The organism is Pelagibacterium sp., from assembly GCF_035555455.1.
Taxonomy (GTDB): Bacteria; Pseudomonadota; Alphaproteobacteria; order Rhizobiales; family Devosiaceae; genus Pelagibacterium.
In genome coordinates, this window is the sequence record NZ_DATMGM010000003.1 from 1 (window position 1) to 25,785 (window position 25,785).

A 25,785-nucleotide genomic window follows, 5' to 3' on the forward strand; every position below is an offset into this window, starting at 1 on the left:
CTGCCGCACCCGCAAGCCACCACAGGTCGAACAGAGCGTGGACGCGACCTGGTGGGAGTCGCTCGATGAGATGCTGGCCCATGTCGATATCGTCTCGCTCCACACCCCCCACACCCGGGCAACGTTCAACATCCTTTCCGCCGACCGGCTGCGGCAGATGAAACCAGGAGCCTTTCTGGTCAATATTTCCCGCCCCGAACTGGTCGATGAGGCCATGTTGGCTCAAATGGTTGAAACCGGACACCTATCGGGGGCGGCGCTTGATGTGTTTGAACGCGGACGGGGCGTCAATCCGCGTCTTCTCCAGCTGGCGCGCGCCCATAAGGTGATTCTCACCCCGCACATGGGATCGGCTACGCTGGAAGCGCGGATCGAGACCGGGGAGACCGTGATCGTCAACATCCGCACCTTTCTCGATGGACACACGCCCCCGCACCGGGTTCTGCCCGAAGGCAGCTCAACAATCTGAGCATCATGCGTCGCTTATCAGGCCTGCCGCTCCCTAAGCTGCTCCGCCACTTTCTTGTGCTGCTCGATGCCGGCCCCATCGGTCCCAAAATCCTCAAGCTCGAACAGTTGGCGGATTTCGAACCGGTCCTGATCGTGGGCGATCGGGCATTTGGCCACCCAATCGATCGCTTCTTGCAAGGATGAGCAGTTCCAGAGCCAGTAGCCGGCGATCACTTCCTTGATTTCGGCGAACGGGCCATCGGTCACGAGCGCTTTGCCATCAACCACCGTGACCCGAGCGCCCATTGACGTCGGCTTGAGGCCTGCACCGTCCAAAAGAATGCCCGCCTCGACCAATTGCTCGTTGTATTGGCCCATGGCGAGCAACAACGACTCCTCGGGCTCTACTCCGGCTTCGCTATCTTGTGATGCCTTGATCATTATCATGAAACGCATTGCCATCTCCTGTTCTGCGCTGTCGTGGGCCCATAGGACGGATGATGCCGCTCGCATCCGACATCGAACAGAAAAATCGCTCGCGCACACAAAAAAGCCCGGCACTCTGGGGAGTGCCGGGCAAAATGTTTGGCGTAGAAACTGTGCCGATTACTCGGCAGCGTCTTCCTTGGCCTTTTCCTTGCCGGTCGACTGATCGACGACCTTCATGGAGAGGCGGACCTTGCCGCGCTCGTCGAAGCCGAGCAGCTTGACCCAGACCTTGTCGCCTTCCTTGACCACATCGGTGGTCTTGCCGACGCGCTCGTCGGCCAGTTGGGAAATGTGAACAAGGCCGTCCTTGGCACCGAAGAAGTTCACAAACGCACCGAAATCGGCGGTTTTGACCACGGTGCCCTGGTAGATTTCGCCCACTTCAGGCTCATCGGTGATCGACTTGATCCACTTGATAGCCGCGTCGATCTGCTTGCCGTCTGAGGACGAAACCTTGACGGTGCCATCGTCTTCGATGTTGACCTTGGCGCCGGTCTTTTCGACGATTTCGCGGATCACCTTGCCGCCGGTGCCGATCACTTCGCGGATCTTGTCGGTCGGAATCTTGATGGTTTCGATGCGCGGAGCAAATTCGCCCACTTCAGACCGGGCGGTGTCGATGGCCTTGGCCATCTCGCCGAGGATGAAGTTGCGACCGTTGCGGGCCTGGCCCAGCGCGATCTCCATGATCTGCTCGGTGATGCCGGCGATCTTGATGTCCATCTGCAGGCTGGTGACACCATCGGCGGTACCGGCCACCTTGAAGTCCATGTCGCCAAGGTGATCTTCATCACCGAGGATGTCGGACAAGACAGCGAACTTCTCGCCTTCGAGGATCAGGCCCATGGCAATGCCGGCGACGGCCTTTTTCATGGGAACGCCTGCGTCCATCAGCGCCAGCGAGGTGCCGCAGACAGTCGCCATGGACGACGATCCGTTGGACTCGGTGATTTCCGCAACGACACGCAGGGTGTAGGGGAATTCCTCGGCGCTGGGCCGGACCGGATTGATGGCGCGCCAGGCCAGCTTGCCGTGCCCGATCTCACGACGTCCGGGCGAGCCCATGCGACCGGCTTCACCCACCGAATAAGGCGGGAAGTTATAGTGCAGCAGGAAGTTCTGCTTGTAGGTGCCTTCGAGCGAATCGATGAACTGTTCGTCGTCGGCCGTGCCAAGAGTTGCCACAACCAGCGCTTGGGTTTCACCGCGGGTGAAAAGCGCCGACCCGTGGGTGCGCGGCAGAACGCCGACTTCGGCAACGATGGGACGCACGGTTTCGAGGTCGCGACCATCGATGCGGGTCTTGGTGTCAAGGATATTCCAGCGCACAACCTTGCCCTGGAGCGACTTGAACACAGCGCCGACCTGTTCAGGGGTGTAGCGCGGCTCGCTGTCTTCGGGGAAAAAGTGTGCCTTGACCTTGGCCTTGGCAGCATCGACCGCCGTATAGCGGGTCTGCTTGTCGGTGTTCTTGTAGGCGTCGCGCAACTCGGCTTCGATAAAGCCCAGCATTTCCGCTTCCAGCTCGCTCACGTCCTCGGGTTCGAATTCGCGCGGGTCCTTGGCAGCCAGCTCGGCCAGCTTGATGATCGCCTCGATGACCTTCTGGCTCTGGGCGTGACCGAACATCACGGCACCGAGCATCACCTCCTCAGACAGCTCCTGAGCTTCGGACTCCACCATGAGCACGGCGTCGGCAGTACCGGCCATGATCAGGTCGAGCTTGGAATCATCACGCTGGTCGATCGGCGTATTAAGCACATATTCGCCATCGATATAGCCGACGCGGGCCGCGCCGATCGGGCCCATGAAGGGGATGCCCGAAATGGTTAGTGCAGCGGAAGCCGCGATCATGGCCAGAACGTCAGGCTGGTTCTCAAGATCGTGCTGGAGCACGGTGATGATGACCTGGGTTTCGTTCTTGTAGCCTGCCGGAAACAGGGGCCGGATCGGGCGGTCGATGAGACGCGAGGTGAGGGTTTCCGCCTCGGTGGGGCGGCCTTCACGCTTGAAATACCCGCCAGGAATCTTGCCGGCGGCAAAGTACTTTTCCTGGTAGTTGACGGTCAGCGGGAAGAAATCGATGCCCGCTTTGGGTTCTTTGGCGGATACGACAGTGGCGAGGACGACGGTTTCGCCCAGCGTTGCCAGCACGGCGCCATCGGCCTGACGGGCGATCTTGCCGGTTTCAAGCGTCAGAGCTTGTCCGCCCCAGTCGAGTTCTACTTTGTGGTGGTCGAAATTGATGGTCATAGGGTGTTCCTTTTCGAGCGTCCGGCTTGCTACGCGCTCAGAAGCGGCATGGGCAACGCCGGTTGCGTTGCGCCGGAAGCGCCCTTAGTCACGGAACATGGACAAGACGGCGAGAGGCTCGGGCGCGCGGTGCGCGGGCTGAGCCTCCGGCGATCCTGCCATGCCCCAGAGGGGCGCGCCCGGCAGGGGCCGCCGGACATTTACGTCCGGCAATGTGGTGCGGGGCTGACGCAACCGCCAGCCCCGCACCAGTTCGAAACAATCAGCGGCGGATGCCGAGCCGTGCAATCAGGCTCTGGTACCGCGCTTCGTCGCCGCGCTTGACGTAGTCGAGCAGCGAACGACGGGTCGAAACAAGCTTCAGAAGCCCGCGGCGGGAGTGGTTGTCCTTGCCGTGGGTCTTGAAGTGCTCGGTCAGGTTGTTGATGCGTTCAGTCAGAATGGCGACCTGAACTTCCGGAGAGCCAGTGTCTCCGGCCTTGGTCGCATATTCTTCGATCAGCGCTGTCTTGCGCTCAGGAGTAATCGACATCGGAAGTATCCTTTCAAAACAAGGAATTAAATGACGCCAAAACCGGGATGTCGTCCAGGAATGGCCAAGTGTGAACAAAACGCGCAGCGTTCCGCTGGCGCTCATATAAGGGATCAGGGGTTAAAAGAGAAGTTCTTTCTCGTTTGGCTGGTCAGGCCTCGGGTCGAAGCTCGTCATGGGCCGGGGTATCACGGTCGGGATCGATCTGGTCGAGAGGGATGGAAAACACCCACTCGATGCCATCCTTGTGGACCAACCGCTCCACATCGGCCTTGAGAGCTCCGGCAACCATGGTTTCAAGCACCACCGAGCCGAACCCCTTATGGTCCGAGGGGAGGGCAAAATCAGGCACACTCTCGCGCCACACCAGATGCAGCCTGCCACCGCCCGCCCGGTTCCAGTGCACGGTCAGCTTGCCGCCCTCACGCGAGAACGCGCCATATTTGGCAGCATTGGTTGCCAGTTCATGGGCCGCCATGCCCAGAACCTGCGCGGCCTGAACGTTGAGATAGACGTTGGCGCCGGTCTTGATCACGCGCGAGGGGTCTTCGGGCCGAAACGGATCGATCTGGGTGCGCAACAGATCGCGCAGGCCAATCCCCTGCGTTCCGTGGGCGAGCAGCAGATCGGTCGAGCGGGCCAGGCCATAGAGGCGCTTCTGGAAGTTATCTACGAATTTTTCGACGTTCTCGGCCCCGCGCGCCGTTTGCTTGGCCATAGCCGAAATCACGGTCAGCTGGTTCTTGGACCGGTGAGCTACCTCCCGCATCAGAAACCGGGCTTCGGTTTCGGCCTGGCGGCGCTTGGCACCCGCATCGGCCAGCGACTGGGAGACAGCGGCAAGCTCCAAGACGGGATAGGGCGCGGGCGCGATGGCTTCTCCCGCCCCCATGGCACGGGCCTGGCGGGCCAGTCCACGCACCGAGGACGCGATCTGGCGGGCAATCAGCGCCGCAGCGCCTGCCGCCAGCCCCACAATCCCCACCGCTCCGGCCAGCAGCCACAGCAACGTTGTCCGCAAGGGTTCGGTGACAACCCATTCGGGAGCCCAAGCCACAACATACCAGCCGGTCAGAATCGAATGCTGAGTAATGGTCTTATAGTCTTCGCCCTCAATGGCGAGGTCGCGCCAGCGCATGGAGGTGCCCGGCCCCTCGCGCAACGGTATGAAAAACGCTTCGCCGATATTTGCCGAGTCCTGCGACGCGGCCAGGACCCGGTTTCGCGAATCAACGAGCGCAACGTGCCAGCCCGTCGGCAGTTCACGAGTCAGCAGCGCATTGGAGAGCGATGAAGCGCTCTGGGTGAGAATGACCAGTTGGGCAGGCTCGATTCCAGGCCGTTTGCGCACGACGTTGAACACATAATCCTGTGCAACCTGGCCGAAGAACACATCGGAAATCACCGCATCGGGCGTCTGCAAGGACCGACGCGATGCTTCGATTTCCGACAATCCGGGCAGAGGGGTGCCGAAATCCACGCGCGTGTTGAGAAGCTGGTTGAAATCGGCGTCGGCCAGAATCATGTGCGCCCCGGTCCCGGACAGGGCATTGCGGGCGTGATCGTGAAACTGGGCAAGATCGCCGGCATTGAGCGCCTCGATGCTCATCAGCACCCGCTGCGTGGTGATCATGCCCGAAATTTCGCGCTCAACCGCCTGGACCACAGACCGCGTGGTCGCGACAGTGAAGGTCTGGACGATCTCTTCCTGAGCGATGTTGTAGCGGGACAAGAGCACGGCAGTGAACGCCGTGGACGGCAGCACGACCACTGCAATGAGAAAGGCGAGATAGTAAATGATGGGAATCGATCGGGGCGCGCCGATCGGCTCGTCCGGCCCCGCAGGATCAGACAGATCAGGTCCGTTTTGGGAAGCGGAGATAGACATGGACGAGTGGCCGATCCCTGTGGATGATCAAACCTTTAGCCAATCGCGCCAGATGGGTAAAGACCGGAGGGACGTTCCGATCAGGCCAAAATCACGCGCCGGGGCTTGAACTGGCCGTGCTCCACATATCCCAGCGCCACCGCCTCACCACGCAGGCTGGCCCAGGCCTGTTCCATTTCCACGGGGGCGTCGCGACCGGTGAGCAGAACCGGGTTGCCCAGACGCAGTGTTGCCGCCTGACGCGCATCGATGCGGATTTCCGGCACGTTGGTGAGCCCGGCAGCGACCGGGAGCAGCAGCGCATCACGTCCGGCCTCGTCGCCGCCCTCAACGGTTTCGAGCGTGATGGCGTCGGCGTCGGTAAAGCTGCCGACCCTGGCCCTGTGCAGCGCCCCCACATGTCCTCTGGTGCCCAGCGCCTCGGCGATATCGCGGGCCAGCGCCCGCACATAGGTTCCCTTGGAGCACGTCACCGACAGACGGGACCGCTCTTGGCCGTGGGAGATGACCTCCAGCGCGTCAATCTCGACCTGACGCGGCGGCATCACCGGGCGCTCGCCAGCCCGTGCCAGATCATAGGCGCGCTCGCCTCCGATCCGGATGGCCGAAAACGCCGGAGGAATTTGGGTGATCACACCCGAAAAGCGCGGCAGGATCGCGTCGAGTGCCGCCCGGTCGGGGCGGACGTCGGAGGTCTCGGTCGCCTCGCCTTCCACGTCATCGGTGGTCGTGGCGATGCCCCAGACGATATCGAAATGATAGACCTTGATGCCGTCCTGCACGGCAGGAACCGTCTTGGTGGCCTCGCCAAAGGCAATCGGCAGGATTCCGGTGGCAAGCGGATCGAGGGTGCCGGCATGTCCGGCCTTTTTGGCGCCATACAGCCAACGCAACTTGCCCACCGCTTCGGTCGAGCTCATATCGTAAGGCTTGTTGAACACAAGCCAGCCTGAAAGGTCACGTCTGGCGCGTTTCTTGGGGGCGTCGCTCACCGAATAATCCTAAATCTCGTCGTCTTCGCCATCGCGCGGACCGAGGTCCCGCTGGACGCGGTCCGACCGCAACAGTTCATCGATCCGTCCGTATTCATCGAACGTCACGTCCACGTAAAAGCGGAACTGAGGCGCGTATTTAAGGTCCAGCGCGGGGGCAATACGCCCGCGAATGAACCTGGCATGCGCGTTGAGCGCGCTGGCCACCGCCTCGGCGTTCTCGCCGCCCAGTGGCATGATATAGACATTGGCCAGCTTGAGATCGGGCGTCATGCGCACCTCGGGCACCGTGACGGTCACGGTTTCGAGCAGCGGATCGATGATCTCGCCACGCTGAAGCAGCGCTGCAATTTCGTGGCGCACCCGTTCACCGACGCGAAGCATGCGCTGGGAGGGTGCCGATATGGATGCCTTTTTGACCATCTGTGCGCAATAGGCTGCAAACGGAGCCGCGTCAATCGCGCTCGTTCGGCCCAATCGCCGCGTGCCCCTCACGATAGGTGGGATGAAGCAGCTCATAGCCGAGGGCGGCCTTGATCTTTGCGTTGGAAACCCGCCGGTTTCCCGAATAAAAGCTGCGCGCCATCGGCGACAGGTCGGCCTCGGCAAAAGCAATCTCCGGCGGGGGCGCTGCGCCCATGAGGGACGCAGCGTGCGCGATAACGTCTTGAGGCGGCGCGGGCTCATCGTCGCTGACGTTGAACGTGCCCTCAACACCACCCAGAGCCGCCCGCGCGGTGATCGCCGCGATATCATCGACATGAATGCGGTTGAACACCTGGCCGGGCTTGTGGATGCGGCGGGCCGTGCCGTTGCGCAGCTTGTCGAAAGGGGAACGGCCCGGACCGTAAATGCCGGCGAGGCGCAGAATGGCGAGGGGGATATGTTTTTCCTCTGCCAGCGCGCGCCAGGCGTCTTCCGCTTCGACCCGATAGCGGTTTCGTGCCGAAAGCGGGGCGGGGGGAGCCGTTTCATCGATCCATTGCCCCCCGGCGTCGCCATAGACCCCGATGGTGGAATAATATCCGATCCAGCGCAGATTTGGAGCGGCAAGGATATCGGCGCGGTGCTGGCGCAGCACAGGGTCGCCTTCCGGGCCCGGGGCGATCGAGATCAGCAGATGGGTGGCGGCCGCCAGATCGGCGCGCAGCGTTGCACCCGGAATGATGCCGTCAAAGATGTGCGCCGCAATATCCCGGGCTTGCAGGGCCTCGCGTTTTTGATCGGCGCGCGTTGTCGCAGCGACGGCGCATTCGGCCTGGGTCCTCAAAGCCGCAATGGTAGCGGAGGCCGAATAGCCCGCGCCGAAAATGAAAAGATTCACAGTGTCCATTCGGCATTCACCTCCGGCTCGGATTCTTCGGTCATGGTCGCCGCCCGCATCGCGGCGGCTTCGCTCTCGGAGACAAGCTGGCGCGTTGCCCAGACAGCCATGCCACGCACCAAGGCGTGCTCATGGCGGAGCAGACGGGTGATGGCAGGCAGATAGGTCCGGTCTTTCGAATTCCCGGCCGCGACGAGACAATTGCGCAAGAACCGCGCCGAGCCGAGCCGCTTGACCGGAGTTCGGGCGAAAAAATTGCGGAAATCGGCGTCGGTAAGCTCCAGCATGTCGCCCAATCGCGCGGTGCGAATCGCCTCCTGCGCCGCCAGCTTGGCATCGCTGGTACGGCGGGCGAACTTGTTCCACGGGCAGACGGCCAAGCAGTCGTCACAGCCGAAAACCCTGTTGCCCATGGGACGGCGGAATCCGAGCGGAATCTGCCCTTTGTGCTCGACCGAATAATAGGCAAGGCATTTGCGTGCATCGAGCTGGAACGGCGCCGGAAACGCATCGGTGGGGCAGATATCGAGACACCGGGTACAGGACCCGCAGCTTTCCTTGTGCGGCGTATCCGCGGGAAGCTCCGCGGTGGTAAAGATCGCGCCCAGAAACAGCCACGACCCGGCCTTTCGCGAGACCACGACCGAGTGTTTGCCCTGCCAGCCAAGGCCGGCCGCCTCGGCGAGCGGCTTTTCCATCACCGGGGCCGTGTCGACGAAAACCTTGACCTCGGCCCCGGTGCGCCGGGCCAGAAGCCCAGCCAGGTCCTTGAGACGCCCCTTGAGCACATCGTGATAATCCCGCCGCTGGGCATAAACGGACACATTGGCCAGGTGTGGATCAGCGAGCCGGGTCATCGGATCTTCAGACGGGCCGTAGTTGAGGCCGACCATGATGATCGAGCGTACATCGGACCAAAGCGCGGCGGGAGCCTTGCGGCGTTCCCCGGTCTCCTCCATCCACACCATCCCCGCGTGCCAACCTTTTTCAAGGGCGGCCTTCAGCTTTGCGGGGAGATCGGGTCGGGCATTTGCGGTGGTAACCCCGAGACTGTCAAAGCCCAGATCCTGCGCACGGGCGCGCAATTGGGATAGGATTTTGTCGCCGTCAGCGGTCAAAAATCAAGATCCACATAGGTCGAGGACGCCGGCATGCCCACCACCCGATCTGCCAGCAAGGGCCGGAAGGCGGGGCGGGATTTGATTCGCGCATACCAGTCCTTGATGTCCCCAGCCTTTTCCCAGGCGATATCGCCCATGTAGTCGAGCACCGAGATGTGGGACGCGAGGGCGAAATCGGCAAGCGTCAGCGTATCCCCGGCCAACCAGCGGCGGGTGGCGAGCAACCAGGAAAAATATCCCAGATGCTCGGCCAGATTGGCCTTGGCGATGCGGATCACCGAGGGCTCGGGGGCGCCAGAGCGCAAATCGCGCTTGATCAGCTTTTCTTCCAGCAGATAGGTGGTGACTTCCGGGCCGAGCTTTAACAGCACCCATTCGAGCAGACGCCAGACCTCGATCTTTTCCGTGGCGTTTTCAGGCAAAAGCGCTTCGACGTGACCGTCAGGGCCAAAATTGCCTTCAATATGGGCAATGCAGGCCAGCACACCCACCACCGGCGGAAACGGCTCGTCAAGCAGCACCGGAACGGCGGCGGCAGGGTTGATTTCAAGAAAATCCGGGTCGCGCCGCCACGGCGCCACTTCCACGAGGTCGACGTCAATCCCGTATTCGGCAAACATCAGGCGGATGAGGCGGGAGGCGGGATCGAGCTTATGGTGCAAAAGCTGGGGCATGAACCAATCGTACCTGATGCGCAGCCCGATCCGAATGGCCCGGCGCCGCGTGTAACCTCAACAAGCGATCCGTCATGTTTTCGGATCCATCGAAGCACCAGTTGGCAAACGGCCAACACGGGCTTTTTCGGTCCGGACGAACCATAAATCAAGAGACCGCACAGGCTGGGCCGCAATCAAGGTGTTTTTGTGCTCACCTGCGGCCAATGCCCGTCATTTGCGTTGCGCGGTCAACGATCGGTTAACCGCGTCAGCCTCACCCGCTGATCAACGGGCTCGCATGGCGCTCGAACTCACCATTCTTGCGGAAGCGCCACAAATAGGTCGGCAGGATAGCGTCAAGCGTCGTTGGCACGATGCCAAAGGCCGCCAGCGTACGCTTATCAGTGTTGGCCGTGTCCGACACCACATTGTCGATACCGAGCTGGACCACCTGATCGGGCGTAAGCAGCGGGCGCGGCAACAGGCCGACGACAGCGGCGAGCGGTTTGGCCACCGCGAGCGGCAGAGGCAGGACCGGGCGCTTGCGCCGGGTTTCCTCCAATACGCGCTCAATCACGTCGCGCATGGTAACAATCTCGGGCCCGCCCAATTCGTATGTCTTGCCGGAAGGGACCTTTCCTTCGGCGGCCATGACGATGGCAGCGGCAACGTCGCCTACATAGACAGGCTGCAGGCGGGTATCGGCCCCAATCAACGGCATGATCGGGAGCATTCTGGCTAAAGTGCCGAATCGGTTGAAGAAATCGTCATCCGGCCCAAAAACCAGCGATGGGCGCAGGATCGTCGCCGACGCAAAGCTCTTGATGACCTCCGCCTCGGCCCGGGCCTTGGCGCGCTGATAGGCCGATGGCGAGTTCTCGCTGGCTCCGAGGGCCGAGACATGGACCAGAGTGGTCACGCCGGCGGCCTTGGCCAATTCCGCCACGGTGCTCGCGCCCTCGACATGCACGGTCCGGAAACGTTGCCCGCCCCGTTCATTGAGGATGCCAACCAGATTGATGACAATATCTGCGCCCCGAACCGCGGACGCCACCGAATCAGGATAACGCAGATTGGCCTGCACCGGCTGCACCTGCCCCGGAAAACCAAACATGCGGACGTGTCCGGCCAGATCCGGTCGCCGAACCGCCACCCTGACGGCATAGCCCAGCCGCGCCAGGTTTTGGGTGACCTGCGTCCCGATAAAGCCCGAGCCGCCAAATATGGTCACAAGTTTTCGTGCTTTTTGGGTCATCCGATATCCGCACTGAACCAATTATCGTCAACACGCCCGTTCTAGCCGCAGGTCCTCCCGCTGGCAATCGGCCTCGGCAAGACCAAAAGGCATGGGACCAACCTCCACGGCCTTAAAACCCACAATACGACCGAGACGCGACCTCTCGTTTCCATGGTGCGGATACCTAAAACCGGTTCATGTCGGTTTCAGGCAGCAGAACGCATTGACAAAGCTTCGGGGGGCCTCTAAAGCGTGGCCCCGTTGCCCAGATGGCGGAATTGGTAGACGCGCCAGCTTCAGGTGCTGGTTCCCGCAAGGGAGTGGAAGTTCGAGTCTTCTTCTGGGCACCATCCTCTTTGAATCAGAGGATGTCTTTGGTGGATGGATGTGTTTCCATTGTCACCGCACAGCCCGCCTCCGATGATATATTCGACTTGCGTCTGAAACGGATGGGACCCGGGCAATGGCGGAAAATGCGTTTGTTTCATGGGTGTGCCGGCTTGCCCACAGGGTACGGATCGGGCACTGGCCGGACATCGAAAATCCCCGCAGCTTCAATGAAAAGATTATGGCGTTCAAGCTTTTGCAGCGGGACGCCTCCTATGCACCCTATGTCGATAAGGTCGCTGTAAAGCCCATAGTTGCAAGCCTGCTGGGTGAAGACTGGGTCGTCCCCACGCTCTGGCACGGCACGAGTCTTCCCCAACGTCGCAGCTGGCCCCTGCCTTATGTGCTCAAGGCCAACAATTCGTCGGGCCGAAATCTCTTCGTGCGCAATGCCGATGAGGAAGACTGGCCCAAGATCGAACGTCGCGCAAAGCGCTGGCTCGAAACGCCCCACCCCCGCTTCAAAGGCGAATGGCTTTACACCCAGATCAAGCCCCAACTGCTTGTCGAGCCGTTGATGGGCGACGGAAGTCTGCCCGCAGATTACAAATTCTATGTCTTCGAGGGGCGCGTTCAGCTGATCGAGCATGTCTCGCAACGCGATACGCGTTACCTGTGCAAACTGCTTGATCGCGATTGGCAGGCGGTCGAGGGAACAATCCGCAATCGTGAAAACCCGCAAGAGGTTCCGCGCCCCGAAAAACTCGATGAACTGGTGTGGGCCGCGGAGCGGTTGGGCGCTGGGTTCGATTTTGTGCGGGTGGACCTGTATCTGGTGTCTGGAAAGCCTTATTTCGGTGAATTGACGTTTACGCCGAGCGCTGGCGTTGAGCGTTACCAGCCCTTGGCGCTCGATTACACATTGGGCGATTACTGGCCATGGCCCTCTCCGGCAAACTAGCTGGGCGCCCCACCGGCTTTGGTCTTTGCACCACAGAGCTCATTATGGCATCTACACGGGACGACATTGCCGCATCGGAAGCCCGATAAAGCCAAATTTTGCCGGCGCCTGCTGGCTAGAGACCAGGAACCACAATGAGCGTCAGACTTCATAAGGGCGACCTGCCCGATCTTACCCGCTATACTGGACGGCAAGTCGCCATCGACACCGAGACGATGGGGCTCAATCCGGCGCGCGACAGGCTGTGCGTGATCCAGCTGTCTCCCGGCGACGGCACCGCCGATATCGTGCAGATCCTGCCCGGACAGACCGATGCGCCCAATATCAAGACGCTGCTTGGCGACGAATCGGTGACCAAGCTGTTTCATTTCGCGCGCTTTGATATGGCGGCGCTTAACGCTGCGTTCGGGGTCATGCCGTCCCCTGTCTATTGCACCAAGATCGCGTCGCGCCTGGTCCGCACCTATACCGATCGCCATGGTCTCAAGGACCTCGCTCGCGAGTTGCTGGGTGTCGATCTGAGCAAGCAGCAGCAGAGTTCTGATTGGGGCGCCGAGACCCTGACCCAGGCACAGCTCGACTATGCCGCTTCGGACGTCCTGTATCTGCACGACCTGCGGCGTCATCTCGATCGCATGCTGGCCCGCGAAGATCGCTCCGCGCTGGCGCGAGAGTGTTTCGATTTTCTCCCCACCCGCGCCAGGCTCGATCTTTCAGGATGGCCGGAAATCGATATCTTCGCCCATAGCTGACGGACGCCCCGATGAGCGCACCTGCCGCCGGCATGCGATTGGACACTTATAACCGGTTCGCGCGTCACAACCGGCGGATCGGGGTCCTGCGCTGGGGAGTGCCTGTGATTGGTGTCATGTTTCTGTCGGTGCCCGTGATGCAACTGGCAGCGTCGATGGTCGCTGACAGCCTGCCGATCGAGGGGCTGCGCCTGGAAAACGACACGCTGGTGATCGAAGGACCGCGTTTTGAAGGCCGGACAGCGACCGGATCGAACTATTCGATGGACGCTGCCCGGGCCGAATCGCGCATTGGTGACCTCGATACCGCAGACCTCTACGATCTCACCATCGCCATCACCGACGATGCTGGCTACGACGCCACGGTACGGTTTTCATCGGCGGAGTGGACGATGAGCACACAGTATTTGCGCTCGAACGAAGATGTCGCGGTGGCCGATTCGACGGGCGCTTCCGGCATTCTGGCGGGCGTGGAGGTGGATTGGCCCGTCCAGCGGATCACTAGCGAAGGTCCGGTCCGCTTCAGCTTCGACTCCGGCGCCAGTCTTGTGGCCAGAACCATGGCCTATGACATGAATGCCGACTTGTGGCAGTTTACCAATGTCGATCTCGACATGGTTCCTCAACCCGACGCTGGGGAAACCCGCGATCCTTTTGCTGCGGAGTGACGACAATGATCCGGTTTGCCCTTGCCGCCCTGCTGGCCGCGTTTCTGGCCTTCCCCGCCCATGCGCAATCGACGGTCAGTGACCCGGCCGGCTTTGGCGGCCTTGCCGGGGAAGCCGGGGAACAGGTCAATGTCACGGCGGATGATCTGCGAATCGACGAAAACGAAAGCACGGCCCTGTTCTCGGGCAATGTGGTCATTGTTCAAGGCGCGATGGAATTGCATGCGCCCCAATTGCTGGCGGCGTATGGCGAGGGCGGCCCGTCCGATCTGCAAAATTTCCGCGCGTCAGGCGGCCGGGTCGATATGCTGTTTGACGACCAGACCGTGGAAGCCGACGAAGCCTTTTACGATTTCGGACAACGCATCCTCACATTTTCCGGTTCGGTGGTGGTGGTCAATCCGACCGGCACGGTCAATGCCGAGCGCCTGGTGATCGACACTCGCGCCGGCACATCGTCCTTTTCCTCGTCGGGCGGTGGCGGGCGCGTGACCAGCACCTTTACTCCGGCCGGCTGATGGCGGCGATCGATCAGACTGGCTGGCTCGTTGCGCACGGGCTGGCCAAGAGCTTCAAGAAACGTGCGGTGGTCAGGGACGTTTCGCTTGCGGTGCGGCGCGGCGAGGCGGTCGGACTGCTCGGCCCCAATGGCGCCGGCAAGACAACGGTTTTCACGATGATCATGGGGCTGGTGCGCCCCGATGCCGGGCAGGTGTTGCTCGATGGCCTGCCCATTACCCACCTTCCACTCTATCAGCGCGGGCGTCTGGGGATCGGCTATTTGCCGCAGGAGGCTTCGATCTTTCGCGGCCTGAGCGTCAAGGACAACGTTCTGGCGGTGCTTGAAGGCCACATCCGCAACAAGGCGGAACGCTATGCGCGGCTCGATGCGTTGCTGGCGGAGTTTTCGGTATCGCATTTGCGCGATGCGGACGCACTCGCCCTCTCAGGAGGGGAACGCCGCCGGGTGGAAATTGCCCGCGCCCTGGCCGCCGATCCGAAATTCATGCTGCTCGATGAACCGTTCGCCGGTGTCGATCCGATCGCGGTGGCCGATATCCAGGCGCTGGTGCGACAGCTGACAAAGCGCGGGATCGGGGTGCTGATCACCGACCATCAGGTGCGCGAGACCTTTTCGCTGGTCGACCGGGCCTATCTGATCCATGGCGGCAAGGTGATGATCCAGGGCCGGCCCGAGACGATCATGGCCGACCCGGACGCGCGACGCGTCTATCTGGGCGAAAGCTTCACCCTCTAACATTTGGCATGAAAATTGTATGTCCGCTTGTCGGACTCAAGCGAAGCGGCTAGGATTCGCGTAAAAGTGTAGTTCGAGCAGGAGCCTTGCTCATGGCCCTGACGCCCCGGCTGGATGTCCGGCAAACCCAGTCCCTGACCCTCACGCCACAACTGATGGCTTCCATCCGCCTGCTGCAACTGAGCCATCTCGAACTGAGCGCGTTCGTCGATGCAGAATTGCTGCGCAACCCCCTGCTCGAACACGCGGAGGGGGTTGACGCAGAAGCGGCGGGCGAACGCGAACACGAACCTCTCCCCGATAGCAGCGACACCGTCGATGTCGTCGACCACGCGCGCCAGTTGGGCAGCGCGCAGTCGATTGCCGATGGGCTCGACACTTCGGTCGCCGATGTTTTTCCCGAACAGGACGACAGTCGCCAATCCTCCGCGCCGTGGTCCGAGCGTACGGGCGGCGACACCTTTGGCGACGCTCCCGACATCGATCAGTATGTCGCGGCACAGACGACGCTGGCCAGTTACCTGGCCGAACAGGTCGCATTGATGCTCAAAGTTCCGCGCGAGCGCCTGATCGGGCGCTGCCTTATCGATAATCTCGACGAGCGCGGGTATCTTTTGGCAGATCTCGGCCTGATGGCCGAACAGCTCGGAACGACAGTCGCGGCAATCGAGGCGGTGTTGGCCAAGATTCAAGCGTGCGATCCGGTGGGGGTCTTTGCCCGCTCGCTTGCCGAATGCCTCTCGCTGCAATTGCGCGAACGCAACCGGCTCGACCCGATGATGGCGGCGCTGCTGGCCAATCTTGATCTGGTCGCCGTCCATGACCTCGTAGCATTGAGCAAGCGCATCGGCGCGACCCGCGAAGACATCGCCGACATGCTTGCCGAGCTGCGCGCCCTCGATCCCCGGCCCGGGCGGGCTTTTGACTTCGCGCCAGTGCAGGCCATCGTTCCCGACGTCCATGTGCGGCGCGCCAATGACCTGAGTTGGCAGATCGAGCTCAACGCCGACATTCTGCCCCGCGTTCTGGTCAATCGCACCTATTATGCCTCAGTGGTGGGCAAGACCCGCGATAGCGCTGAAAAAACCTTTCTGGTCGATTGCCTCAATACGGCAAACTGGCTGACCCGGAGCCTCGATCAGCGCGCCCAGACCATCTTGAAGGTGGCCACGGAAATTGTCCGGCAGCAGGACAGCTTTCTCAATCACGGCATCACCCATTTGCGACCGATGACTCTCAAGACGGTGGCCGCAGAAATCGGGATGCACGAATCGACAGTGTCGCGAGTCACGGCCAACAAATATATCGCCACGCCGCGCGGTCTGTTCGAAATGAAATATTTCTTCACAACGGCGCTCACTTCAGCCTCGGGGGGAGAGGATCACTCCGCCGAAGCGGTGCGCCATCGCATCCGGCAATTGGTGGATACGGAAACGCCCTCCGCCATCCTGTCCGACGATGCCATCGCGGCAATTTTAAAGCGCGAGCAGGGAATCGATATCGCACGGCGCACGGTTGCCAAATACCGTGAGGGGATGAATATCGGCTCGTCCGTGGTCCGGCGACGGCAGAAAAACGCGCAGATGGCCTGATCCCCTTGGGAAAATGGTCTATTGACCCTGAGAGGGGTTGCCCTCTACACAGTTTTCTTCATGTTCGGGTCACTCGCAAGGCGGGAACAAGATCCGCCAGTTTTGATCGGTTGCGTTTTCGCATCACAGGAAGGGATATCCCCTTCCAGCAGAAACACCGAAAACGCCCAGAGGGGAGTCCATGGCAGAGCGCGCCCATTCTTACGATTACGACCAGTTGCTGGCCTGTGGGCGCGGTGAATTATTCGGACCGGGAAATGCTCAATTGCCCTTGCCGCCGATGCTCATGTTCGACCGCATTACCCGGATCGACGATGATGGCGGCAGCTTTGGCAAAGGCCAGGTCCGCGCCGAACTCGACGTCACGCCGGACCTGTGGTTCTTCTCGTGCCATTTTCATGGCGACCCGGTGATGCCCGGATGCCTGGGTCTGGATGCCCTGTGGCAGATGACCGGCTTTTTCCTCGGATGGGGCGGATCGCCCGGGCGCGGACGTGCACTGGCCGGGGAGATCAAATTCACCGGACAGATCACCGACGACGTCAAGCACGTGGAATATGGCATCGATATCAAGCGGGTCATGCGCTCGAAGCTGACGCTGGGCATTGCCGATGGCTATGTTAAGGCCGACGGCAAGACCATTTATGAGGCCAAGGACCTGCGGGTCGGCCTTTTTACGGACATGGGTGCGCTCTAAAAAGGGCGGATCATTTGGCTGACAGACAAACCAAGAGGCATACATGAAGCGCGTTGTTGTCACCGGCATGGGGATCGTCTCCTCGATCGGGAACAATCTCGACGAGGTGCTCGATAGCCTCAAAATCGCCCGGCCCGGCATTTCCCGGGCGCAGGACTATGTCGATCTGGGTTTTCGCTGCCAGGTACATGGCGCGCCGAGCCTCGATCCGTTCGAAGTGCTGGACCGGCGGACGACCCGGTTCATGGCCAAAGGCGCGGCCTGGAACTATATCGCCATGGCCGAGGCCATTGCCCAGTCGGGTCTGGAAGAAAAAGACATCAAAAATCCCCGCACCGGGATTGTGATGGGATCAGGCGGCCCGTCCACGCGGGCGGTGGTGGAAGCTGCCGATATCACGCGCGAGCGGAAAAGCCCCAAGCGGATCGGGCCATTGGCCGTGCCCAAGGCCATGAGCTCGACGGCATCGGCGACCCTTGCCACCGCCTATGGCATCCTGGGCGTCAACTATTCCATCTCCTCTGCCTGTGCGACCTCCAAGCATTGCATCGGCAACGCCTATGAACAGATCCAGCTCGGCAAGCAGGATATCGTCTTTGCTGGCGGGCACGAGGACCTCGACTGGTCGATGTCGAACCTGTTCGACGCCATGGGCGCCATGAGCTCGAACTTCAACGACACGCCCGAGCGGGCGTCGCGCGCCTATGACCGGGACCGCGACGGTTTCGTCATTGCCGGTGGCGCTGGAGTGTTGGTGCTCGAAGAACTGGAGCATGCCAAGGCGCGCGGGGCCAATATCATCGCCGAGATTGTCGGCTATGGTGCGACTTCTGACGGTTTTGACATGGTCGCCCCGTCTGGCGAAGGCGCGGTGCGGTGCATGCGTATGGCGCTCGAAACGGTCAAGGCACCGGTCGATTACATCAATCCCCACGCCACCTCGACCCCGGTCGGGGACCGCAAGGAAATCGAGGCCCTGCGCGAAGTGTTCGGCAATGAGGACAACTGCCCGCCGCTATCGGCCACCAAGTCGCTGACCGGGCACTCGCTGGGCGCGACTGGGGTGCAGGAATGCATCTATTCGCTGTTGATGATGCAAAACCGCTTCATCTGCGAGAGCGCCAATATCGAGCATCTCGATCCCGAATTCGAGGACATGCCGATCCTGCGCCAGCGCCGCGATAACGTCGACCTGGGTGTGGTCCTGTCCAACAGTTTTGGCTTTGGCGGCACCAACGCAACGCTGGTCTTCAAGCACCCCGACGCCTGATCAGAAAACTCTACGGCTACAGACAGGGCATTTCAGCTTTTTCGAAAAGTTGGAATGCCCTAGCCGTATTCCATGATCCGGCTTTGTGCCGTACGGGCCGAATAGACCAGCAGGCGCCCCAGCAGGGGCTCTCCAAAACCGGCAATCATCTTGATGGCCTCATTGGCCATCATGGTCCCGATAATGCCCGGCAGCACGTTGAGCACGCCGGCCAGCTCGCAAGGCGGGCTGTCTTCCGGCATTGGATCAAGCGGGTAGAGCGCCTCGAAATCAGGCCAGGCTTTTCCGCTCTCGCGCAAAAGGAAAGGCGCCAGAACGGTAACCGATCCATCGAACTGCCCCAATGCACCGCTGACCAGTGGAACCTGGTTTTGGGCACAGATGCGGGCGATCAGACGTTTGGTCGGAAACCGGTCGGTACCTTCGATCGCCAGATCGACATCCCGCAACAGCTCCGCTCCGTTGAGGGTCGAGAAGGGCTGTGACACCGCTTCAACAACAAGCCCTGAATTGAGCGCTCCAACGAAGCGGGCAGCGGCTTCAGCCTTGGGCTGCCCCAGATCAGCTTCTGTGAAAATCACCTGTCGGGCAAGATTGGACAGGGCAACTGTGTCGGGATCGACGATCGTCAACCGCCCTATCCCAGCGCCGGCGAGATAGGCAATCACCGGTGCGCCCAGTCCGCCAGCACCGATCACCAGCACATGGGCCGCTGAGAGTTTCTGCTGTCCCACGCCGCCCATATCCTTGAGGACGATATGGCGGGCGTAACGGGCCGCTTGCGAAGCGGTGAGAGGCATGGGCGTCAGCGCTCTCCCACCGGCACCGCCATGAAGCGTCTATCCGGTCCCTCAAAGCCGTGCGACCAGACCGAGAGCACAGCAACGCTGGACGCATCGTCATAGGCTTCGAACGGATTGAAGATGCCGTAAAACTTGTATGTGATCACACAGCCGCGCGAGGCCGGCACCCGCGAATCGCGATAGATTTCGGCTGTCGCCCCCTCCGTCGTGCGCCGCATGGCAAACGCCATGGGATTGCCTTCAAAATACTCGCAATCGCGGGGTGAGGGCGCTTTGAAGATATCGATCTCCAACCCGTATTCGCCCTCCGTTCGGGCAAGGCCGTAGCTGGGAATGCCGTAGGAAATCTCCAGCCCGTCATCATCGAGAACACCGTCACCGCGCAAGGCAATGGGCAGGGCGGGACGAGAAATCTCAATTTTCTCCAATGCGCCCTCCGCCTGTGCGAGCGCTTGAGCCCGAACGTCTGGGAGTGAGGCCGTCTCGTCATCGATCCGCGCCTTGAAGGGCGAGCCAGCCGCAAAGCTGTCGCTATCGAGATCGATGATGAAAATCTCGGAATACGGAAAGCCCGATCCGTCCTGAATGCCGAACTGCTCGAAGGCGAAGAACTGTCCATCGGCCGAATAGCCCAACGCCGAGAACTGCGCGTTGTCCCCGGCCCAGACCACAGAAGACGCCAGCAGCCCAAACAGCAGGGTCAGGCTAACCGATCCCCGTCGAACCAAATCCACCAGAGCCACGTTCCGTCTCCTCAAGTGTGTCGGCTTCAGCAAGCGTCAGATCGGCAACCGCCGCGAACACCATCTGGGCAATCCGGTCACCTCGCCGGATTTCAAAGGGCGCGGTGCCGTGGTTGATCAGAACCACCTTGATCTCGCCGCGATAGTCCGCGTCCACGGTACCGGGCGCGTTGAGCACTGTAACGCCGAACTTTGCCGCCAGGCCAGAGCGGGGCCGCACCTGGGCTTCAAAACCGGCGGGAATCGCCAACGCGAACCCGCACGGCACCAGCGCCCACGCTCCCGGCGCAAGCGACAGCGCCTCCCCCTCGGGCAGTGCCGCAGCCAGATCGAACCCGGACGCGGATGCGCTCTGGCGCTGGGGCAGCGGCAAACCCACCCCATGTGCCAGCCATGTGAACCGCACCGTCACCGGCTATTTCTGCACAATGGCGTAAAGTTCGGCCGGCAGATCGAGATCGGAGCCAAACAGATCGACAAACGGGATTTCGAAGCTGGCCGACATGCCATCGGCAGCGATCTGCATATTGGTGTCGACGATCGGGCCGCCCATCACCGTCATGGTGATCGCATGGCCTTCAAACATCGAAGCGATCATCGCCTGAATCTGGACATCTTCAGCAGCGCCGGTGTCTTCAGCCAGGCTTTCGGCCAGATCGCCGGTAGGGAAGCTCACCCGCACCTGCCCGCCGCCGATAGCTTCGATCGACGGGCTTTCCCCATCTTCGGAATCAAACTGCAACTCGGCAAAGGGGCCCGATTCGATGACCGTGCATTCCATCACGTCGGGCTTTTCAGCCAGTTTGCCATCGGCACAGAAATCGTCTTCGTCTTCGGTCGATTGCGCCATCATCAGGTCGTACATGTCGCGCTTCATCGCGGTGACCATCGTGGCCTCCGCTTCGGCTTCGCTCTGGATGTCGACCGTCATCGACACGTCCATGCAAGCTGTCAGCATCAGGGCGAGTCCGCCGGCTCCGGCCAGGCGGGTCAGGGTCGAAATCATCATCGTCAAGCCTCGTGTTGTCCTCAACAGCGCTGGCTCCGGAGCCGGAGCAACCGCGTTGGGCGCACTGTGATTGCAAGAAAAGCGATTGGCAAGTGGCGCTTACGCTTCAGAAGAGAGCCGGACCGCAATTCGCTCGGCCAGCCGCGCGGCAACCGCCGTTTTGGACAGCGGCCCCCAGTCCTCGCTGCCCGCCGCGTCCAGAAACACGATATGGGTGTCCGAACCGCCAAAAATTCCGGTGCCGGGGCTGACATCATTGGCCAGCAGCCAGTCGCAGCCCTTGCGCGCCAGCTTTTCCCGCGCCTGAGTTTCCAGGTTCCCCGTCTCGGCGGCAAAGCCGATGACAAGGCTGGGGCGCTGTCCGGCGGGCAGTTGTGCAACCGAAGCGAGGATGTCCGGATTGGGCGTGAACTCCAGCGTGGGCGGGGTTGCCGCCGCATCCTTTTTGACCTTCACATCCGATGGGGCCGTGATGCGCCAATCGGCAACCGCTGCGGTGAAAATGGCGATCTCGGCCGGCAGCGCCGCATCCACTGCCGCCTTCATCTCCAGGGCTGTTTCCACCGGCACGATCTCGCAGCCAGCTGGCCGGGCATACTCAGCCGGCCCGGTGATGAACTTCACGCGCGCACCCAGTGCGGCGAGGGCTTCGGCGATCGCCGTGCCCTGTCGTCCCGATGAGGCATTGGAAATATAGCGCACGGGGTCGATCGGCTCCCGGGTCGGACCGGAGGTGACCACAGCCGTGCGGCCTTCGAGGGGGCGTGGTGCGCGGGAGCGGGCAAAATGATCGGCAATGGCCGCGAAAATCTCCTCGGGTTCGGCCAAACGGCCCGGCCCGAATTCGCCACACGCCATATCGCCTGCATCGGGACCGACAAAGGCCACGCCGTCCTCGCGCAAAAGCTCGATATTGCGGCGGGTCGAAGCCGCCTCCCACATGCGCACATTCATAGCCGGGGCCGCAAGGATGGGCGTCGTCGTGGCCAAAAGGCAGGTGGTGGCCAGATCGTCGGCCAGACCGTTGGCCATGCGCGCCAGAATATGGGCGGTAGCGGGCGCAACAACGATGAGATCGGCGGAGCGCGAGAGCTCGATATGGCCGATTTCGGTTTCACGGGTGAGATCGAACAGATCGGTGAGGGCAGGCCGCCCGCACAAGGTGGCGATGGTCAAAGGCGACACGAAATGGGTCGCCCCTTCGGTCAGGATCGCCTGCACGGTGCCGCCCGCCTTCTGGATCAACCGGATGAGATGGATGGACTTATAGGCGGCTATGCCACCGGAGATGATGAGCAGGATATGCTTGCCAGCTAGGGTCACAGGGCTGCTCCCAGATGAAGGGCGAGCGCAATAATCGCCAGCACGATGGTCAGAAGACTCGCCCATTTGAGCGTTTCGATCAACGGGTCCCTGCGGTCCTGACGGATCTGATCGGCCTCAAGGCGCGACAGAACCCTTTCGGCCCGCCGCCCAAGATCGGGCAACCGCCGCGCCAGGTCGACGGCTTCGTCCAAAGCCTCGCGCGCGATCTCGATCCGGCCCGTCGGCCCCACGGTGCGGCGCACCCAGGCCGATACCACCGGTTCAGCGGCGGTCCACATGTTGAATTGGGGATCGAGCTGGCGGGCAGTGCCCTCAACCAGCACCATGTTTTTTTGCAGTAGCACCAGTTCGGGGCGGGCGGCCATATCGAACAGTTCGGTGATCTCGATCAGTTGCGCCAACACCCGCGCCATTGAAATCTCATGGGCACCGCGCCCCACCAGAGGCTCGCCGATGGCGCGGATGGCCTGCGCAAAATCGTCGATGGTGTGAGTATCGGGCACATAGCCGATGTCGATGTGCAATTCGGCCACGCGGCGATAATTGCGGGTGATGAAGCCATAGAGGATTTCCGCCAGAAAGCGCTGTTCGCGCTTGCCGATCCGGCCCATGATGCCGAAATCGACGGCGATGATGCCGCCGGTGCGCGGGTCGGCAAAGAGATTCCCTGGGTGCATGTCGGCGTGGAAGAAGCCATCGCGGATGGCCTGCCGCAGAAAACTCCGGATCAGATCGGCGGCGAGTTTCTTGCGGTCGATGCCAGCGGCGTCGAGCCGGTCGATCTCGCGCACCGGAATAGCGTCGATCCAACTGGTGGTCAGCACCGAGCGGCTGGTCTGTTCCCAAAAGACGTCCGGGACAGCGAAATCGCCGTCCTCGCGCACGTTTTCAGCCAGCTCCGAAATGGCGGCGGCCTCCATGCGCAGGTCCATTTCAAGGGCGGCGGAACGGGCCAGCGCATCGACAACCTGCCGGCCATTGAAGCGCCGGGTCGAGGGCATGAAACGCTCGGCGATCCGGGCGAGGGCATAGAGCCCGTCGAGGTCACGGGCGAAGCGCTCGCGGATGCGGGGGCGCAAAAGCTTGATGGCGACGACCTGTTCCCGACCGCCGGTCACCAGACGCGCTCTATGCACCTGGGCGATGGACGCAGCAGCGAGGGGAGCGGAAATATCTTTCAGTTCCAGTGCCTTGTCGCCCAACGCCTCAGCGAGAAGGCCGGGCACCAGGGCCGGATCAAAGGGCGGCAGCGCGTCCTGCAGCGCGGTGAGATCGCTGGCCACTTCAAACCCGATGATGTCGCGGCGGGTGGCCAGCACCTGACCGAGTTTGACATAGACCGGCCCCAGCCGCGTCAGGGCATTGGCGAGGCGGGTGACGCGCCCGGTCTTGCGCACGTCGCGCTTCTCAATCAGCCGCGCCAGCCCGACAAGAACCTTGGCGGACGGGGGAATCGGCTGGTCTTCGGCCAGCGAGAACGCGCCTTCGCGGGCCAGAACAAACCCGGCCCGTGCCAGCCGTGCATAGGTCCCCAATCCCATGGTCAGAGCTTCCAGCCCCCGTGCAGCGCGGCGATGTTGCCCGACAGCGGAGTGTGGGTGACGCGAGAGAACCCGGCGGTTTCGAGCATGGAGGAAAACTGTTGCGGCTCGGGGAAGTTGCGGATCGAGTCGACGAGATAGCGGTAAGGCTGGGCGTCACCGGTCACCAGACTGCCCATGGGCGGGATGATATGGTCGGAAAACAGGTCGTACAGCCGGTCGAGACCCGGCAGGTCGACATGGGAAAATTCGAGCACCAGGATGCGGCCACCCCGGCGCAAAACCCGGAAAGCCTCGGCCAAGGCCTTGTCGATCCGGGGCACATTGCGGATGCCGAATGCGATGGTATAGGCGTCGAAGCTCTTGTCTTCAAAGGGCAATTCTTCGGCGTTGGCCTGAACGAACTGCGCATTGGCCCGGTAGCGCCAGCCCTTGGCCCGCTCGGCACCGACCGCCAGCATATCGGCGTTGATATCGGAGACCGTGACCTCGGCAAAGCCGTGGCTGGCGTTGAGGATGCGCATGGCGATATCCCCGGTGCCGCCGGCCATGTCGATCACCTTATAGGGGCGCGAACCGCTTCGGGGCGGGGCCAGCCGCGAGACCATCTGATCCTTCCAGAGCCGGTGGACGCCACCGCTCATGAGATCGTTCATCAGGTCGTAACGGGACGCAACCTTATGAAAAACCTCATCAACCAGTCCCTGCTTCTCGCCCAGCGGCACCGTGCGCGTGCCGAAATGGGTGGTGTGGGCGCTCTGGGTCATCGCCGCCTCTCTTGTTTGCGACCGGCCGGTCGGGTTATGGGCTGGGCTCGGTTATAACACAAGCACGACCCGCAAACATTGACCGAAAAATGTATGGACTTGCGTGAAATAAATGCCCGAATTGCCAGAAGTTGAAACGGTGCGTCGGGGCCTTGCCCCCTACATCGAATCCGCCCGCATCGAGCGGGTCGAATTGCGCCGTCCCGACCTGCGGTTTGCGTTTCCAGAGCGGTTCGCCGAACGCCTCAAAGGCCAGGCGATCACCCAGCTCAACCGCCGGGCAAAATATCTTGTGGCGACGCTCTCGGACGGCGCGAGCTGGTTGAGCCATCTGGGGATGACCGGCGCGTTTCTGGTGGACGACGCGACGCTCGCCGAGCCGAGCCGGATCGATCCGGGCGGAACGAGCGGCAAGCACGTCCATGTGGTGGCCCATCTGACGCACCCCGAGCGCGGGCCGGTCATCCTGCGCTATTCCGATCCGCGCCGATTCGGCTTCATGGACCTGTTTCCCGCCGGTGCGCCCAACCCCTATCTCGACACCCTCGGCCCGGAACCTTTGGGCAACGCGCTCGACGCCCCCTATCTTGCCGAGCGCCTGCGCGGGCGAAAGGGCCCGATCAAGGCGGTGCTGCTCGACCAGAGGGTGATTGCGGGGCTGGGCAATATCTATGTGTGCGAGGCGCTGTTTCTCACGGGAATCGATCCGCGCCGACCGGCCGGATCGCTGACCGGTGACGAGATCGAGCGGCTGGTGCCGACCATCCGGCAGGTCCTCACCGCAGCGATCGCGGCGGGTGGCTCGACGCTGAAGGATTTTTCCGGCGCCAACGGCCAGCCCGGCTATTTCCAGCACAATTTTGCCGTCTATGGCCATGAGGGCGAGCCCTGCCCGGTCTGCGCGACGCCGATTACTCGAATCGTCCAGTCCGGGCGCTCGACATTTCTGTGCCCCACCTGCCAGCACTGAGGGCGACCGCTTTGCCGGCGCGTGGATCGCTGAGAATTGTTGACTCACGGGCCGCCGCATTCTACAGAGCGGCCTTCACCGGGCAGGTCCGCCTGCCCCTTCCGGTTGCACTCGCCCCCAAGCGGGGGGAATTGAGCGCGCAAGGCACCAAACCGATCC

General features: G+C 61.9%; 27 protein-coding genes and 1 tRNA gene. 11 read left to right on the top strand and 17 right to left on the bottom strand.

The genetic code is table 11. The annotated features are described in order from the left end of the window. A partial coding sequence (locus tag VNS12_RS00050) for a 2-hydroxyacid dehydrogenase (RefSeq protein WP_325485791.1) occupies nt 1-469 on the top strand: 469 nt, incomplete at its 5' end. A gap of 17 nt (nt 470-486) precedes the next feature. On the opposite strand, the gene VNS12_RS00055 is transcribed toward VNS12_RS00050, so the two are convergent. From VNS12_RS00055 to VNS12_RS00100, 10 genes are all read right to left on the bottom strand, one after another. After that, entirely contained in the window at nt 487-906 is a 420-nt protein-coding gene (locus VNS12_RS00055) for a YciI family protein (RefSeq protein WP_325485792.1), read from the bottom strand. A 150-nt stretch (nt 907-1,056) separates the two neighbouring features. Further along, the gene (pnp, locus tag VNS12_RS00060) at nt 1,057-3,192 is read right to left on the bottom strand and encodes a polyribonucleotide nucleotidyltransferase (protein WP_325485793.1); all 2,136 of its coding nucleotides are present in this window, start codon (nt 3,190-3,192) and stop codon (nt 1,057-1,059) included. A gap of 262 nt (nt 3,193-3,454) precedes the next feature. Next, nucleotides 3,455-3,829: a 30S ribosomal protein S15 gene (gene rpsO / locus VNS12_RS00065; protein WP_325485794.1), complete on the bottom strand. Its 375-nt coding sequence runs from the start codon at nt 3,827-3,829 to the stop codon at nt 3,455-3,457. Between the two features lie 46 nt (nt 3,830-3,875). After that, a complete protein-coding gene (locus VNS12_RS00070; RefSeq protein ID WP_325485795.1) occupies nt 3,876-5,612 on the bottom strand; it encodes a sensor histidine kinase in 1,737 nt (578 codons plus the stop codon). A gap of 80 nt (nt 5,613-5,692) precedes the next feature. Beyond that, nucleotides 5,693-6,604 (bottom strand): tRNA pseudouridine(55) synthase TruB, encoded by a 912-nt coding sequence (gene truB / locus VNS12_RS00075; RefSeq protein ID WP_325485796.1) that lies wholly within the window; start codon nt 6,602-6,604, stop codon nt 5,693-5,695. Between the two features lie 9 nt (nt 6,605-6,613). After that, nucleotides 6,614-7,027, bottom strand: a complete 414-nt coding sequence (gene rbfA, locus VNS12_RS00080) for a 30S ribosome-binding factor RbfA (RefSeq protein ID WP_325485797.1) — start codon at nt 7,025-7,027, stop codon at nt 6,614-6,616. Nucleotides 7,028-7,058: 31 nt separating this feature from the next. Beyond that, the gene (locus VNS12_RS00085; RefSeq protein WP_325485798.1) at nt 7,059-7,937 is read right to left on the bottom strand and encodes an SDR family oxidoreductase; all 879 of its coding nucleotides are present in this window, start codon (nt 7,935-7,937) and stop codon (nt 7,059-7,061) included. After that, the gene (gene queG, locus VNS12_RS00090; protein ID WP_325485799.1) at nt 7,925-9,046 is read right to left on the bottom strand and encodes a tRNA epoxyqueuosine(34) reductase QueG; all 1,122 of its coding nucleotides are present in this window, start codon (nt 9,044-9,046) and stop codon (nt 7,925-7,927) included. Before queG ends, VNS12_RS00085 begins: the two co-directional genes overlap by 13 nt. Continuing rightward, a complete protein-coding gene (locus VNS12_RS00095; protein ID WP_325485800.1) occupies nt 9,043-9,723 on the bottom strand; it encodes a glutathione S-transferase family protein in 681 nt (226 codons plus the stop codon). Before VNS12_RS00095 ends, queG begins: the two co-directional genes overlap by 4 nt. A gap of 256 nt (nt 9,724-9,979) precedes the next feature. Continuing rightward, a complete protein-coding gene (locus tag VNS12_RS00100) occupies nt 9,980-10,960 on the bottom strand; it encodes a complex I NDUFA9 subunit family protein (protein ID WP_325485801.1) in 981 nt (326 codons plus the stop codon). Nucleotides 10,961-11,205: 245 nt separating this feature from the next. Here VNS12_RS00100 and VNS12_RS00105 point away from each other — a divergent pair. The 9 genes from VNS12_RS00105 to fabB all read left to right on the top strand — a co-directional run bounded on the left by VNS12_RS00105 (nt 11,206) and on the right by fabB (nt 18,467). Continuing rightward, a tRNA-Leu gene (locus VNS12_RS00105) sits at nt 11,206-11,292 on the top strand. Nucleotides 11,293-11,510: 218 nt separating this feature from the next. Next, a complete protein-coding gene (locus VNS12_RS00110) occupies nt 11,511-12,230 on the top strand; it encodes an ATP-grasp fold amidoligase family protein (protein WP_325485802.1) in 720 nt (239 codons plus the stop codon). 134 nt (nt 12,231-12,364) lie between these two features. Next, the gene (locus VNS12_RS00115) at nt 12,365-12,982 is read left to right on the top strand and encodes a ribonuclease D (protein ID WP_325485803.1); all 618 of its coding nucleotides are present in this window, start codon (nt 12,365-12,367) and stop codon (nt 12,980-12,982) included. 11 nt (nt 12,983-12,993) lie between these two features. Then, nucleotides 12,994-13,650 carry a hypothetical protein gene (locus VNS12_RS00120; protein ID WP_325485804.1) on the top strand — a complete coding sequence of 219 codons (657 nt, stop codon included), beginning with the start codon at nt 12,994-12,996 and terminating at the stop codon, nt 13,648-13,650. 5 nt (nt 13,651-13,655) lie between these two features. After that, on the top strand, nt 13,656-14,168 hold the full coding sequence (locus VNS12_RS00125; RefSeq protein WP_325485805.1) for an LptA/OstA family protein: 513 nt from the start codon (nt 13,656-13,658) through the stop codon (nt 14,166-14,168). Beyond that, the gene (lptB, locus tag VNS12_RS00130) at nt 14,168-14,908 is read left to right on the top strand and encodes an LPS export ABC transporter ATP-binding protein (protein ID WP_325485806.1); all 741 of its coding nucleotides are present in this window, start codon (nt 14,168-14,170) and stop codon (nt 14,906-14,908) included. Before VNS12_RS00125 ends, lptB begins: the two co-directional genes overlap by 1 nt. A 92-nt stretch (nt 14,909-15,000) precedes the next feature. Continuing rightward, nucleotides 15,001-16,500, top strand: coding sequence for an RNA polymerase factor sigma-54 (gene rpoN, locus VNS12_RS00135; RefSeq protein WP_325485807.1), 1,500 nt, complete (start codon nt 15,001-15,003; stop codon nt 16,498-16,500). Nucleotides 16,501-16,681: 181 nt separating this feature from the next. Next, nucleotides 16,682-17,197: a 3-hydroxyacyl-[acyl-carrier-protein] dehydratase FabA gene (gene fabA / locus VNS12_RS00140; protein ID WP_325485808.1), complete on the top strand. Its 516-nt coding sequence runs from the start codon at nt 16,682-16,684 to the stop codon at nt 17,195-17,197. 43 nt (nt 17,198-17,240) lie between these two features. Next, a complete protein-coding gene (gene fabB / locus VNS12_RS00145) occupies nt 17,241-18,467 on the top strand; it encodes a beta-ketoacyl-ACP synthase I (RefSeq protein ID WP_325485809.1) in 1,227 nt (408 codons plus the stop codon). A 59-nt stretch (nt 18,468-18,526) separates the two neighbouring features. On the opposite strand, the gene VNS12_RS00150 is transcribed toward fabB, so the two are convergent. The 7 genes from VNS12_RS00150 to ubiE form a co-directional block, all read right to left on the bottom strand. Beyond that, nucleotides 18,527-19,267 carry a HesA/MoeB/ThiF family protein gene (locus VNS12_RS00150; protein WP_325485810.1) on the bottom strand — a complete coding sequence of 247 codons (741 nt, stop codon included), beginning with the start codon at nt 19,265-19,267 and terminating at the stop codon, nt 18,527-18,529. A gap of 5 nt (nt 19,268-19,272) precedes the next feature. Continuing rightward, complete coding sequence (locus tag VNS12_RS00155; RefSeq protein WP_325485811.1) at nt 19,273-20,013, bottom strand: DUF2259 domain-containing protein; 741 nt, start codon at nt 20,011-20,013, stop codon at nt 19,273-19,275. Then, a complete protein-coding gene (gene dut / locus VNS12_RS00160; RefSeq protein ID WP_325485812.1) occupies nt 19,976-20,425 on the bottom strand; it encodes a dUTP diphosphatase in 450 nt (149 codons plus the stop codon). Before dut ends, VNS12_RS00155 begins: the two co-directional genes overlap by 38 nt. Nucleotides 20,426-20,428: 3 nt before the next feature. After that, the gene (locus tag VNS12_RS00165) at nt 20,429-21,022 is read right to left on the bottom strand and encodes a hypothetical protein (protein WP_325485813.1); all 594 of its coding nucleotides are present in this window, start codon (nt 21,020-21,022) and stop codon (nt 20,429-20,431) included. Nucleotides 21,023-21,121: 99 nt separating this feature from the next. Continuing rightward, on the bottom strand, nt 21,122-22,345 hold the full coding sequence (coaBC, locus tag VNS12_RS00170; RefSeq protein WP_325485814.1) for a bifunctional phosphopantothenoylcysteine decarboxylase/phosphopantothenate--cysteine ligase CoaBC: 1,224 nt from the start codon (nt 22,343-22,345) through the stop codon (nt 21,122-21,124). Then, nucleotides 22,342-23,889: a 2-polyprenylphenol 6-hydroxylase gene (gene ubiB, locus VNS12_RS00175; protein ID WP_325485815.1), complete on the bottom strand. Its 1,548-nt coding sequence runs from the start codon at nt 23,887-23,889 to the stop codon at nt 22,342-22,344. The genes coaBC and ubiB overlap by 4 nt, the downstream gene beginning before the upstream one ends. A 2-nt stretch (nt 23,890-23,891) precedes the next feature. Further along, entirely contained in the window at nt 23,892-24,656 is a 765-nt protein-coding gene (gene ubiE, locus VNS12_RS00180; protein ID WP_325485816.1) for a bifunctional demethylmenaquinone methyltransferase/2-methoxy-6-polyprenyl-1,4-benzoquinol methylase UbiE, read from the bottom strand. 112 nt (nt 24,657-24,768) lie between these two features. Between ubiE and mutM the strand changes: the two genes are divergently transcribed. Further along, entirely contained in the window at nt 24,769-25,626 is an 858-nt protein-coding gene (gene mutM / locus VNS12_RS00185; protein WP_325485817.1) for a bifunctional DNA-formamidopyrimidine glycosylase/DNA-(apurinic or apyrimidinic site) lyase, read from the top strand. The last annotated feature ends 159 nt before the right edge of the window (nt 25,627-25,785 follow it).